Annotated in this window: 13 protein-coding genes and 1 other RNA gene; 5 read left to right on the plus strand and 9 right to left on the minus strand. The window is 52.5% G+C overall.

Annotated elements, in window-relative coordinates; all coding sequences use genetic code 11:
* Positions 1-116: 116 nt before the first annotated feature.
* From AC6T8Q_RS03525 to AC6T8Q_RS03550, 6 genes are all read right to left on the minus strand, one after another.
* The gene (locus AC6T8Q_RS03525) at positions 117-1013 is read right to left on the minus strand and encodes a plasmid partitioning protein RepB C-terminal domain-containing protein (RefSeq protein WP_500677765.1); all 897 of its coding nucleotides are present in this window, start codon (positions 1011-1013) and stop codon (positions 117-119) included.
* Positions 1010-1906 carry a plasmid partitioning protein RepB C-terminal domain-containing protein gene (locus AC6T8Q_RS03530; protein WP_500677766.1) on the minus strand — a complete coding sequence of 299 codons (897 nt, stop codon included), beginning with the start codon at positions 1904-1906 and terminating at the stop codon, positions 1010-1012. Before AC6T8Q_RS03530 ends, AC6T8Q_RS03525 begins: the two co-directional genes overlap by 4 nt.
* A complete protein-coding gene (locus tag AC6T8Q_RS03535) occupies positions 1903-3453 on the minus strand; it encodes a recombinase family protein (RefSeq protein ID WP_500677767.1) in 1551 nt (516 codons plus the stop codon). The genes AC6T8Q_RS03530 and AC6T8Q_RS03535 overlap by 4 nt, the downstream gene beginning before the upstream one ends.
* Positions 3454-3595: 142 nt before the next feature.
* Positions 3596-4066, minus strand: a complete 471-nt coding sequence (locus tag AC6T8Q_RS03540) for a winged helix-turn-helix domain-containing protein (RefSeq protein WP_500677768.1) — start codon at positions 4064-4066, stop codon at positions 3596-3598.
* 157 nt (positions 4067-4223) lie between these two features.
* Positions 4224-5321 (minus strand): integrase core domain-containing protein, encoded by a 1098-nt coding sequence (locus AC6T8Q_RS03545; RefSeq protein WP_500677769.1) that lies wholly within the window; start codon positions 5319-5321, stop codon positions 4224-4226.
* Positions 5322-5522: 201 nt separating this feature from the next.
* A complete protein-coding gene (locus AC6T8Q_RS03550; RefSeq protein WP_500677770.1) occupies positions 5523-6299 on the minus strand; it encodes a hypothetical protein in 777 nt (258 codons plus the stop codon).
* A 193-nt stretch (positions 6300-6492) separates the two neighbouring features.
* Between AC6T8Q_RS03550 and AC6T8Q_RS03555 the strand changes: the two genes are divergently transcribed.
* Together AC6T8Q_RS03555 and AC6T8Q_RS03560 are read left to right on the plus strand one after the other, a co-directional pair.
* Complete coding sequence (locus tag AC6T8Q_RS03555) at positions 6493-6630, plus strand: hypothetical protein (RefSeq protein ID WP_500677771.1); 138 nt, start codon at positions 6493-6495, stop codon at positions 6628-6630.
* A gap of 405 nt (positions 6631-7035) precedes the next feature.
* Positions 7036-8016: a hypothetical protein gene (locus tag AC6T8Q_RS03560; protein WP_500677772.1), complete on the plus strand. Its 981-nt coding sequence runs from the start codon at positions 7036-7038 to the stop codon at positions 8014-8016.
* 230 nt (positions 8017-8246) lie between these two features.
* Here AC6T8Q_RS03560 and AC6T8Q_RS03565 read toward each other — a convergent pair whose 3' ends face one another.
* From AC6T8Q_RS03565 to AC6T8Q_RS03575, 3 genes are read right to left on the minus strand one after another with little or no spacing between them, the layout of a single operon-like run.
* A complete protein-coding gene (locus AC6T8Q_RS03565; RefSeq protein ID WP_500677773.1) occupies positions 8247-9428 on the minus strand; it encodes a TRM11 family SAM-dependent methyltransferase in 1182 nt (393 codons plus the stop codon).
* 44 nt (positions 9429-9472) lie between these two features.
* The gene (locus AC6T8Q_RS03570) at positions 9473-9994 is read right to left on the minus strand and encodes a hypothetical protein (RefSeq protein WP_500677774.1); all 522 of its coding nucleotides are present in this window, start codon (positions 9992-9994) and stop codon (positions 9473-9475) included.
* A 2-nt stretch (positions 9995-9996) separates the two neighbouring features.
* Positions 9997-11808, minus strand: a complete 1812-nt coding sequence (locus AC6T8Q_RS03575) for a DNA methyltransferase (protein WP_500677775.1) — start codon at positions 11806-11808, stop codon at positions 9997-9999.
* A 337-nt stretch (positions 11809-12145) separates the two neighbouring features.
* On the opposite strand from AC6T8Q_RS03575, the gene AC6T8Q_RS03580 reads away from it, so the two are divergent.
* From AC6T8Q_RS03580 to AC6T8Q_RS03590, 3 genes are all read left to right on the plus strand, one after another.
* A complete protein-coding gene (locus tag AC6T8Q_RS03580; RefSeq protein ID WP_500677776.1) occupies positions 12146-12397 on the plus strand; it encodes a hypothetical protein in 252 nt (83 codons plus the stop codon).
* Positions 12397-12462: hammerhead ribozyme type II (locus AC6T8Q_RS03585), an RNA gene on the plus strand. The genes AC6T8Q_RS03580 and AC6T8Q_RS03585 overlap by 1 nt, the downstream gene beginning before the upstream one ends.
* A gap of 24 nt (positions 12463-12486) precedes the next feature.
* Complete coding sequence (locus AC6T8Q_RS03590; RefSeq protein WP_500677777.1) at positions 12487-12825, plus strand: winged helix-turn-helix domain-containing protein; 339 nt, start codon at positions 12487-12489, stop codon at positions 12823-12825.
* Positions 12826-13148 lie beyond the last annotated feature (323 nt).

The raw sequence follows: 13148 nt of genomic DNA on the forward strand, positions 1-13148 counted from the left end.
TCTTCGAATTTGCCCCGCCTGGTTTTTGGTCGCCCGCGTCTCTTCGGCGCGGTGAGCAACTCGTTCTCCAGCGGCTGGTGCGGGCGCTCTTCGTGATAGGGCCGCATTTGCCTGCTTTACGAGTCGCTCGCGTCCTGCAAATGCTTCGCTTCAACGAGCTTCTGAAACTCAACCAGGATTTCCGGGTGGTTGGGCGACAAGAAGCGGACCACTCGGGCGTTATCCAGCAATTTTCGCAAATAGCCCACGACGAGCACCAGATTCAGCACGTTCTTCCCGTGGGATTCCTCGATCACTTTGAACTCCCGTCCGAGCGATTCCATTTCGTGTTCCATCCTCGAAATGTCCTCAGGCGAAAGGCCGCCCAGTTCCTTGGGGCGATCACCATCGAGCATTTGCTCGGCGGGCGTCGCGGCCACTAGGCACTTGGCGTAGCCCACGGAAAAGTTGCTGGCGGCGCACATGAGTTCGGCAATTTCAATCTGCCGCATTGGCTTAACTTTCCGCAACTCGCGGAACGCTTTATCCGTCGCGCGGCGGTCCTTGAGTAGCTGCACCGCTTCACGGCAAATGCCGTCCAGCATGTCTCGTTTTTGACGGATCGTGCCCACGTCCACGTCGAGCGATCTCGCAATTCGCGATTCCGACACGCCGTTCTTGATGGCCCGCATGATCATGAAGTGTTCTTGAATGGCGGACAGGCGGCTGACTTTGTGATTGTAGGTGAACCCTTCGTCGTCCGTGGCAATCAGGCACTTCGCGTGCGTCTGTTGCTGTTCTTTCAGGATCAAATGTCGTACATGTCCATCAAGCAGCATGAATGCGCCGTCGCTGTTCGGCTGAGGAAACACGACAAGTGGTTCGATCAAGCCGAGTTCCTTGACAGAAGCCTCAATGCATTTAAATTTCACCGACTTACGAACTCCGGCGTCGAGCATTCGCATTGGCAGGATTTTCGCAAGGGGAATCAAGTTCACTTCCGACTCGCACGACATGCGCACTTTGTCGCTCATGACCGCGCCTCGCTTCCTTCGATCTGTCCCGCCAAGTATTGCGGCAGGGAATCGAGGCCTTCCGCCCGCAGCAGGGTCACGAAATGGTCGTCCTGAAAGAGCTGTCTGACCGCGGAAACCGCGAACAACAGCCGCGTTTCGCAGATCTTCGCCTTTTGGACGATCATCTTTTGCTTCATCGTTTCGTTCTGAAACGTCTTCAGCAATTCCTCGGTCGAGACGGCTTTGTCCGCCGGCTTGCGCGGACCGCCGCGTGGCTTCTTGCCCTTCGAGCGGCGGCTTTCGATCAAACGCCGCGCCCGCAGCAGTGATTTTCCCCGTAGATCGTTGCGTTCATACGCTTCCTGCAAGGCACGCTGCACGGACTTATCGTCCGAGGTGGCGATGGTGATTGCGATGCTCACGGGCAGTTGCCCTTTTTCGACGGCCTGCAACAGCCGCTCTTCTCCCTTGGCGAGCAGCTGCAGAATTCCTCGCACGTAGGTCACGTCAAGATCGGTCTTTCGGGCAATTTCGGTGTGATTGTAGCCGCGCTCCTTCAGCAAACTGATCTCGCGAACCAGTTCCACCGTCGAATGCTTGCGGCGTGCCAGGTTCTCCGCAAGGCTCATGAGCAAGAGGTCCTCCTTGGTCCCCTCCACGACGATGGCTGGAATCTCCAATTGCCCCAATTCCAAGTACGCTTCCAGCCGACCTTGTCCGCAAACCAAGTCGTACCGCGAGTCGCCATTGGTGCCACTGACATGGGCAACGGTGATTGGTTTCTTCAGCCCGAGCCTAGCGATATTTTCCACGATCTGCGCGAACTTCTTTTTGCCCCGCTCGCGCGGATTAAGAATGTTGATCTGTCCGACCGGAATCGATCGGACCTTGGGATCGAATTGCGAACTCATGTTGCATCCTCTATCTTTCGGCGCGCGGCCATCGTGGTGAAGTAGTCCAAGTTGTCAAACTGATACGTGTCGAGGTAGGCTCCGTTGGCTTCGCAGAGCAACAGCCGTGGCGTGTCGATATCCATGATCGGCAGCAAATAAAAGTCGGCCGGCTTCTGATTTGCCGCATCCATTCGCACCAGGATCGTGATGTCCGGAGCCAATTGCCGGTCCAGTTGAATCATCCACCGGAGTGAGCCCGCGGGCGTTTGTCGGCAGCGCGAAAGAACCATCGTCGCACTGTATTCGCCGTTGATCAGCAATAAGTCGCTGGTAGCATCCTGCGTGACAGTCGCCCCGACCGAATCAAGGCGGCGCATGACATCCGTGACCAACTGGGGATACAACACTCGCAGATCGCGATTGATTTCGACGAAACGGTAATCGCGATCCGGTTCGTAGCCGGCCAAGCGATAGGCCTGGAGCAAACTGCCGAACCGATTTCGATACGCCGCACTGCTCGGCAATTCCTCAGCGGCGTCGATCAAATGGCTGGAAAGAACCGGATGGTGCTTCATCAGGGACTTCAATCGGACCAACATATCCTCGTCCGAAAGTCGGCGTGCTCGCTCCTGAATTATTCCCTGCGCCATGAAGTACGCCTCGGGCGTGACGACGGGCTGAAACGCGCCATCGGCGCGAACCCACATATCAAGAGGGTTCTGCACGTGCTTCTTCTTGAGCTTGAAGGACGTGCGGTTGTAAACGTTGTTGCCGACGTATTTCTCGTTCGTCAGCACCTGATGCACGGTTCCGCGCGACCACGTTCTTCCCAAGTCGGTGGCGACGCCTTGGGCGTTGAGATCGGCGGCGATTTCCGACTCCCGTCGTCCTTGATGCGTGAACTGTTCGTAAATCCACCGAACGATTTGCAATTCGTCGTCAGGGCCGGGCACCAGGATCACGCGATCGGTTTGCAGGCTCTTCTTCTCGCCCCGATTCAAAGTTCCCTTGGGTTCGCCCACCTGATTGATCAGCATCCGGCGCAAGCCGAAACCAGCCATGCCGCCCTGGCGATACCCCAACTCGATCAGCCGACATTGCCCCTTGAAAACCTTGGACGATAATTCGCGGCTGTATTCCCCGGCCATCGCTCGCTTCACACTTTTGATGATCGTCGATGTGGGGCCGCCGTCGTTTTCAAACTGCTCGGCGCAGTAATGAACTTCGATGCCCGCCCGCTTGCAAAGGTATTCGTAATAGGCGCTCTCGTCGGCATCCTGAAATCGCCCCCAACGGCTAATGTCGTAAACCAAGATCGCGGAGAAGTCCGCGCGCCCGTTCTGAACGTCATCTATCAACTTCCGCAGTTGCTCACGGCCCGCCACATTGAGACCACTCTTTCCGGCGTCGGCGTAAGTGCGCACGATCTCGTAGCCCCGCCGCGACGCATATTCGAGGATGGCGTCTTCCTGGTTCAGGGTCGAGTATTGCTGGTGCTCAGTCGACATTCGCACGTACTGGGCAGCGCGACAGCGGGGCTGAGGAAGTGTGACAGTTGGGGTCATGGGAAGATCGCTCTCAACGGTGCGGAACTGCTACGCGCAACAATCGCTATGGGCCAGCGCGTTCACGTTGAGAATTATTGTGGCCCACGCCTGTGTCACGGCGCGGGGCATGGCGGTGGCATCTGTGTGGCACTTTCGATCTCTATCGAGAGGCACGCAGCCCGTATCGTCCGGGCATCGATCCATCTATGGCATCCGCTAACTCGGGCAATCCTTCCCGTCGCAACATGGCACGTAATCGCTTGACGACGCTGCGAATCGCTGAATCGGAGCGAAGTCCATCCCACACGTCGTCCAAGAGTTCTTCGTAGGTGAGGTAAACATTCGGGCGACTGGCGAGTAGCGCTAACAGCCGAAACGGTAGGGTGTTGCCGAGAAAACACGACTTGCCCCGAAACGAAACTCGCAGATGCTCATGATCAATATCGAGGCCGCTGGCAACACGAGAAGATGCAGTGGGCGAATGACGCGTTTTCCAGAAGGTGACGGCGTCAAGAGCCAGCTCTTCGTTGAGAAGGGTCATCGTTTGCTCCATCAATTCCATCATTGAGGCATGTGCTTCAGCGAGGCTTCGCAGAGTGCGACGAATTAAATCCCGTTTTTCAGCATCCATCAGAGACTCCCAGCAACAAATGAGAAGGTGAAGAAAACACTTCTCAAGTCTGGGATTGCTAATTGGCAGCCTCTGAATCGCGGAAAAACTTCTGCGGATTCCGGGTGTTGCGCGAATCACACCGAAATAAACAACGCTTGGGAAGATGGTGCGAAGGTTAGGCGGCGGCTCGGCTGTAGCTTTTCAACAGACCACCCAGCCGCTGCTTGCACCGCACATCCGCCAGCGACACGATCTCGTCTTCGGCCTTGCCTCGCTTCGTCGTCGGTCGCCCGCGTTTCTTCGGCGCAGTAATCGGCTCATTCTCCAGCGACTGATGCGGACGTTCCCCGTGATAATGGGCGGCGTACTCCGCGCACACATGGTCCATGTGCTGCTCGCCGAAGATCACGAATCGATCAAGGCATTCTTGTTCGATGGATTGGATGAACCGCTCCACGAATGCGTTTGTGTTGGGCGACCGGAAAGCACCGGGTTTGATCTTCACACGGAGGCTCTTCAGCTTCGCGTCGAACGACTTCGTGAATTTGGTGTCGCGATCGCGCTGCACGTATGTGATCGGCAATCCGTTTTCGCGAGCCTGCTTCACGAACGACTCGGCCTGCGCCACCACCCATTCTTCGTTCGGATGTAGCGTGGTCGGCGAGAGAATAACTTGCCGTGTTTTCACGTTCAGGAACGCGATGACGAACGCCTCGCGGACGCCCTTCAGTGTGAGGATTCGCTTCGAGAAAAAGTCGCATTGCCAGAGCGACGCAGCGTGTTGCTTGATGAACTCGTCCCAGGTGCCTTCGCCGCGTTTGGGGCCAGGGTCATACCCGGCGTCTTTCAGGATACGCTTCACGGTGTTTCGCGAGATCGAGCGGACTCCGAGCTTTTTGAGTTCGCCGAGAATGCGGGTGTAGCCCCACTGGTTCTCTTTCGCCAGCTTCAGGATGACCTGGCGGATTTGTTCCGGAGTGCGACGGCGGCCGCGTTTCACAGGTGTTTTCTTCCCGCCCTTCTTATCCGCCCGAATCCATCCCAGCAGCGTGTCGGGAGCCACAATGGTCGTAAGCTGCCGCAGCACCTTCCCACCCAGCTTCAACGCGAATCGCACCAGCCGATTCTTTTCCTTCGGCGTAACCGTGATGCGTTTTGGCAACTTGCTCCGGAGGATTTCGTTCTCGACCTTCAGGTATTTCACCTGGCGAGCCAGCTCTTTTTGGGTCGCGCCGGCGATTACTAGCAGCAGGGACTGAAAAACGTTCGTCATCGAATTACACTGCAAATATGGCTGTAAATCGTGGAAGTGCATTCATTTTGGCACCCCGAAAGGCGCAACCCGCCTGAGCAAACATACGTCACGGTCGGCACGACCGGACTGGAAGTTGGTGCGGTGGCTCGCCTGAAAAGTCACGCGGCTGTTTATTCGTCGCGTTTCAATTTTGGAGGCGACGCGAACAGACATCGCCGCTTAACAGATTTCCAGGTCGTCGCGATTATTCCCGCGAACTGGCGACCTGGCGGGTTGGATGCCGTTTTCTGCAAACGAGTCGGTCGCAGATTCTTCAAGTGCCGCTAGTTCAAGTGTTTGCGAAACGCGAGCAGGCGAGATTGCGCTCGGAGAGTGTTGGGCACAGGGAGAGCTGTAAATATCAGTTTCATTGATATTCAAAGCATCAACGCGAGATGTATTTTGATCGGAATGTATTGAGTCATCGGAGTCGAATATTAATCTAACTCCTTTACTAAATGCATTCATTGCCAATCTGTTTCTTGTAACCATACTACGAAGTAAATCCGCAGGAAATTGTTTCAATGCCCATGCTGAATAGAGGCTGGCTACAAAAATGAAAGCAGACCATGATGTCAAGCTATTGGAAATAATCCCTGAAACAAGCAATACAAAAAGAACAATAATTAGTAATGAGGGGGCCAGCATTCTCACTTTCATCGAGGCTGCGACCATGTTATACATATGCACAAATACTAATGCTGGGATAATTAGTAGTGACCACCAGCTAAATGCGTAGATTGATAAAACAATGCTAGCAAATAGAAGTGCAAAGGTAGCTAAAAATGCACCATATATAAATGTTTTAGATAAATATGGCCGTTCACCGGTTAGCTCATAAATTTCCTTATAGGAAAGCTTGAGATAAACCTCGCGTGCGTATGGCATGTCGATGCCAATCAATACATTTCCCTGTTTGTTTAATCGTTGGAACTCATGGAATTGTGCTTCTGTCATGACGCTCACTTGAATGTTAGATCACCTAGTGAAATTTACATGATAGTTATAAATCAGGTTCATCTTCCAAGTCAGTAGGGAGCCACTGAATTCTCGGGGAATTTGCGGCCCCCTGGTCGTCCGTTATCTTAGTGTGAAGAACACACTTCATCAACACTACCGTTTGCTGCTTGGCCTGGACGAGACGTAAGACGTGGTCGACGTCCGTTTGAAGCTGAAGGAGAAACGCGTGAGCATCACGCTGGCGTGCGAGTCGCGTCCCGAGTGCGGTGCGAACTGCACGGTCTATGACCACGCGGCCGAGCGAACCTGGGGGGGCATCTCGACATGATGCAGTTCGAGACGCGCTTGATGGCGCGGCTGCCGCGGCTTCAAAAACTTCAACTTAAACTATCGCGGCTTTGGTTGCTTCTCGCCCGTCGCACGAATGTAGTCTGGCCGACCGGATGCAACCTGCGTTCGCTCTTTGACAATTCGATTGAAATGCAGTGAGCCGCCGGGTTGCCAGCCCGGCGGCTCGGGATTAGTCAGTTTCAACGGTGGCACTATGCACGTGAACGAAGTTCTACACATCGACCAATCAGTATTTTCCTAATCCTGTTTAGTTATCTGGATAGCGGTAAACATGCTCCACCGCTAAAATCTTATCTGCCGCCTACTGTGAATGAATAGCAAGCCAGCCATTTCTCAATTGATTAATCGCTGGCCGCTTTACTAAGACCTGAGAGAATTAGAAATGCCTGCCACTCCTGAATTCGAAATCCTTTACGATGACCTACAAGAGGGCATGTGGCTCAAGTCGCTGCACCCGCGGTTCGAATCGGCATCATTGACTCCCATCACCGGGTCTGAGAACCGGAATGCCCAGATCACCCGCATCCTTCAGTACGATCGGCCAGACGCGATCGTAATTCATGACAACAAACCGATTCTCGTTATAGAGCGAACAATTGAAGTCCCAAGCGGGCACAATGTTGGTCAGCGATTCGCGCGACTTGCAGCTGCTGCTCAAGCTGACACACCAGTAGTGTATTTTGGTCCCTACGCAGCATTTAAGCATGGAGGTGACACACAGGGGCCTCGGTATATGAACTTGCGCCTTTTTTATGCGATGGACGCGGTTGAAAGAATCGAGAAAACTGCAGTCACGACAATTAATTGGCCCGTTGATAAGAGATACGAGATTGTGCGTGAGCAGTGGAAGGATGATCGCTTAAAAGAGTATCTGCAGGTATTCTTTGGATTGTACGACACCGGCGGAGTCGCTCAAGTCAACTCTGACTTCTGCAAGTCGTCATTTCACGACAGGCAGCTCGATGAACGTGCGAAATTCATTGCAGCAGAGGTCGAAAAGCCAGAGCAGTACAACGTGCCGCCCAATTCAGTAATCATCGACGACAATACGCGCATTGTGTCACTTACAACTTACCCTGAACACAAACAACTGCCTCTTGCTGAGACTGTGCTTTACAACGTTGGGATGCGATACATCCGATCTGATCCATACACAGGAATGGGGATGCTATACGAATACTTGTATGCGGGCGGTCCAACAAGGCGCACTCGCAATATGGTATTTCATTTCCCTGAGATATCTCACTCCATGTGGAAGACCGCCGCAGCTGGCAAGCGGCCACGAAAAGACATACGTTTATTCAAGCAAGTGGCTAATGCAATTCTGTTCTCCGATGCGATTGTTCTTGCAAAAGACTTGTAACTTGCGAGCCTGAGCTAACTACAACTATGCCGATCGACAGCCCTAAATATCATGAGTCCGAGGTACTGTTGCCAGACGAACTAAAGCCTATTTACCGACAACTCGTGCAAGAGTATGAGTATCTTACGTCAGTAAATTATGGAAGAGGTTACGTTGCATATCGCGTGCTTGCGGAACTAGTGCTAGCCGGATGGCGACCATCAGCAGCGAATCAAAGCGCGAGCGAAGCGCTACCGGTGCTTCCGAAAGAACAGTAGATCTTCGTCGCCCATTTTGTTTGCCCTTCGGTTTACACCTTGCCGCGTGGTGAAGGCAAACTCTTCAAAGCCTGCTTCGAGGGCGAGTTGTCGAGTAATTTCGGAAAGGTCAACTCTTACGCCCTTTACGAGCGGGTGGCCGACCATCAAAAAAATGTGCCGGCCTGGTTTAAGAACCCGATACGATTCGACTAACATTTCTTTATATGCCAATTGAAAGCGGCTAAGCACATTTGACGATTGACGTTGCCCACCAGTCAGTTGCTTATCAAGCGATTTTGGGTCGTGACCAAGCCATTTTAGGCTAATCGCTCCATACTCTGCATATGGTACTGAACCGATGTAGGGTGGATGAGTAACTACTGCATCAACGGATTCGTTCTCTAAGTTGGTGGCCTGCGCCGGTAGGTGTCGGACTTCAACAAATCCTTCGCAATTCGTCCCATCCAATGTTGCTACTGATGTGACAATCTCTTCGAGCCGCCGAAGAAATAGAGGAAGTGGGTCAGGTCGTGGTCTGCGGCTTTTGTCGTACATCACGTTCGGATAGCCACCAGCAGCATGACTGCATCGACGCACAATGTCGCTAAGCGCAACCATTGCCAAGTCGCGACAGACTGTGGAGTTAATGTCTTCTATAATGCGATGAAGCCATACCAATCGAATCAAGCCATCATTGTCAAACCACTTAACGAACCAGGGATCGGAAAGCCGAGGGTCACCATCGCATTCTGACAATAGTCGATGGTCACTTGAGTTGCCGTGCTGAAACAAGGGAAGTCCTTCTCCTTCCTCCAACTCTCCAATGCGATCGCGTAGAAGGCGGAGAAGATTATTGCGGCTAGTCGCGTCGATCGGTGTGCACTTAGTGCGTGCAATCAAGACTGCGAGTGGGTTCAGGTCGACACCGATAGCGCGACGCGACACTAGCGCCGCCTCTAATAGTGTCGTGCCCGAACCACAAAATGGGTCGAGCACGATCTCTGAAGGCAATGTAAGCAATTCTATGGCTTGTCGTGCAATTTGCGGGATAAATTTCCCGGAGTATCGATGTATCCCATGCGTGTACTCGCGAGTATCTGAATCAGCGAAATTCCAATCGCTATTCTCAATTGCTAGTCGAAGTGTGGCATTGTGCATCCGGACGGTCTTCATTCGGTTATCCATGAAATAGACTAAGAGCAACTGAATAGTGCTTGCTAGACGAATAACTGGCCAATTGATGGAGCATCATGACTTAAAGGGGGAACCACAGTTACTTCATTCAACGACTTGACTAAGAAGTGGCAAAAATCTGGGTTTGGTGGATGTGGGCTAGTCCAGCCAAATGCTAACCCTGGCACAACGACTAAGTTGCTGGGTGTCGCGACTAAGGGTATGGAACGATCTTGGGCAAAGGTGACAAGTGCTAAATCTAAGTGAGCACGTCTCTCTGTAAGTAACAGTCGGAGCTTAGCGGCATCGTCAGCGGAATAAGTAGGTTTCATCTCAATGACGAGCAAAACGCCATCACGCAACGCAAACAAATCAGGGACAAGCTTGTTTTCACTATGCCTTGAAGGATCGGGACAATTGTCTCCACACAACTCTGGGTCCATGACATTCAGAATGTGGCATTCATCATCGGTGCCTCCAGGAAACTGGCCTGCAACCAGCGACCAACCATATCGCTTTAGGTAGGCACGTACAGCACAATGAACTAATGACTCAGTAATACGCATGTTTATGCTTTCTTCCTGAAGAGAAGGATGTGCTCACCCTGAATGACACGTTCCTGCCAGGGAACTTGAGAATTCGTGTTATTGCATTTGAGTTTGTGAGATATCTTCTCGTATAGCTTCAGTCCATGCGAAGCAAATATTTCCGTTACGATTTCATCAGTAGGTACTAAGTGATCACCAATCATCTTGTTTCCAACAACAAACGCGACATGACCTCGCCTTTTTAGCCATTTTGTGAATCTGCCAGCAACAATCGACATGTCATCGAAAAAATGCATCATCATGTGCGCACGTTGGAGCAGCTTCTTTGGTGGGGCGTCATTTAGGCACGTACTAAAAAATGAGGCAAATGTCTTACTTATTGCTTGACAGCCAAAGTTCGGAACTCCAGCTTCGGCATCGCAAATGTATTCAGAGCCAATCACTCGTTGTCCGAATGCGTATGGATCTTCGCGAAGAAAAGGTGAGAGGCATCGATAGCTGAGTAAGTGAGAACGAAGGTAGCTTGATGCTTCCACACCATAGGGGGGCGACGTAACAATGCAGTCCAAAGTCCCTTCTTCAATTGGCGCTTCTCGCACGTCAGCGTTGATAACAGTACAAGAATCAGGCGGACCTATCGTACATGAATGTGAGCTTAAAGTTCGATCAATGTCATCATGCATCTTTTTAAGGGCTGAAGTTACAAGGTGAAGCACGTCGACATTCTCGCGGGGTGTCTTACGGTATTCGGCTCTGGCTACGTCTACGTCAACATTTCCGATGCTTCGCGTGCGGGATGATAGCGCGACGAGAAGTGCGTTACGCTCATATCCAGCTAGCGTGTTTGCGAACTCAAGAACGATTGAAACTCCTAGCATCGCTTCAGCCGTTAACCATTTTTCGTAGTTAGTGAACTTTTGCAGAATGTTGCCTGGACGGTTAACTACGGCGAGGTGATCAAAAGATGCACCTTTCGTGCTTGCGTGAAAATCTCTAAATCGATCTTCGAAAAAGTCTCTGAGCCCAACCGATATTCGCTTGAATGGTTCTGCCGTGACTGGAAATTGCGATTTCACGGCTGTGATCAGCTGAGATAAAGGGCATATTTCAATTCCAATCGCTTTGATTCCAAGTAAGCGTGCCTCGACCAACGTGGTTCCGCTTCCGGCAAAGGGATCACATACAACTGAGCCTTCTCCTAAGGCGAAGTGGTTAAGCAACGCGCGAACCAAATGCGGTGGAAAGCGACCAATGTACCGATGCCATCCGTGGGGACCATAGTTTGCGTTCCAATGCGCCGCGTGACTACGAGGACTCTCTAGCTGAAATTGCGATGTAGCACCCTTGATTCCGTCAACAGACTGCACAGATGATAGTCGATTTGCCAGAAGCTTTAGCGGAACCGCGCGCTTGCTTGAAGAAGTAGATTGCAGTTCATATAAGCGTTTAAAAAATGGGAGTTGGTTGCTCGGACCGTTGGCGACGTAGGGCGCTGGAATGCAACTGTATTCCTTCCCTTGCAGCGTAAGGGTTGCAGGTACGACCTCCGTGGGCGGCTTTTTCGTAGCCTGATCAATACCATCCGTGAACAGGGACAATTGTGATTCCGAAAGTCGAATACGTGGAATCTCGTCGAGGTTGGTATCACCATGGGTAATATTACGCAGACCGAGCTCTTCTAGTTTCTCTGCGGCAAGTGGGCTCGGGCGAGCCGATCCATTTTCCCAACGTAAAACCGTTACCTTTGAGACGCCAATCGCATCTGCAACATCTTGCTGGGTAAGGTTTTTCGTCGATCGAAATTCACGAATTTTAGTGCCAATAGTTGTCATGCTGTCCAGGTCCAAGCGAGGCAATGGTGTCAAGTGATACCCAGGGTCGAATGTTAGTCGATTTGCTCACCGTTATCAAGGTGCTTTGAGTGAATGACGGTTCATAGCAACAGGATTCCACCCCCAGTCTTGCGGGTTTTCTCGGCATTCACTGAAATGCGAAAAGCTCCCTTTAGTAGCATTTGGCCAAACTTATTTAAGGAAACGATTCTGCGAAAAGCAACGAATTATGGCCACCCGGTGCCGCATGCCTTGCAATGCCTCCGAATTCCTGGCTCCTGTGTGTGACAGCGGGTGGATTGGCCACCCGCGACACCAACCACTAGGAGCCAGAACGATGAACGCGAATAACAACGAACGGATGAATGGGGCGGTCGACCAAGAAGCTTTTGAACAGGTGATCCGCGACAACCTCTCGCCCGAGGGCGTCGCCGCGATCATCGCTTTCTTGCAACCGGCATCCTTCTACAAACCGGCCAATGAAGACGCGATGAAAGCCCTGCAGCAGGTCGAATGGTTCGCCAACACGTTGACCGAAATGTTGGGTGCTGCAGAACACAACCGTCTGATGAACGAGTTGGGTTTGTAAGCCGAAACGCGCTGCGAGCGCGTCGCTCGGCCGTGGTTGGCCGGGCCTGATGATGGCAGCCATTTCCATCGCGACCAGGAGAACGAACCATGACCGCGACAAAGACCAAGAGCCCCGCCAAGATGAAAACCGCCAAGGCGACCAAACCCGGCAGGGTGAAGGCAACGAAACCATCCGCCAAAGCGGACGCCAAGAAGCTGAGCCAGATCGAGGCGGCGGTTGCGGTGCTGACCAAGGCCGGCGAAACGATGAACTGCAAGGCGATGGTTGAAGCCATGACCAAGCAGGGATTATGGGCTAGCCCTGGCGGCGCGACGCCCGAGGCCACGCTTTACAGTTCGATCTTGCGAGAGATCAACACCAAGGGCAAAGACGCCCGTTTCAAGAAGGTTGATCGGGGCCAATTCGCATTGATTGGTCGCAAGTAGATCGCCAGAGCTCCTATCCAGAACGCACACGAGGCCGCCCGACGCGGTCTCGTGTCACGGTTGGCCATTACGACCCTTTTGCTTTAAATGCATTTGTCTCATTTCGTCAATAACACTGGCCTTGCCGTTCCTTGTGTACTGCCACCAAGTCCAACCGTTAGTGTGCGGTGTGCCACCAATTACGTAAGCGTCCGGTGAACCGCATCTTGTGTGGCATGTTAGGCTGGGATTTGTTTTATCACAACGAATCCTCGGAGCGAATTCATGTCCCAGCGTCGAGTGCCCCGGGATGCGGCGAAGGAAGCTTGGTGGCGTGAGCAGGT

The sequence above is a fragment of the Bythopirellula sp. genome (genome assembly GCF_041737835.1).
Lineage (GTDB): Bacteria > Planctomycetota > Planctomycetia > Pirellulales > Lacipirellulaceae > Bythopirellula.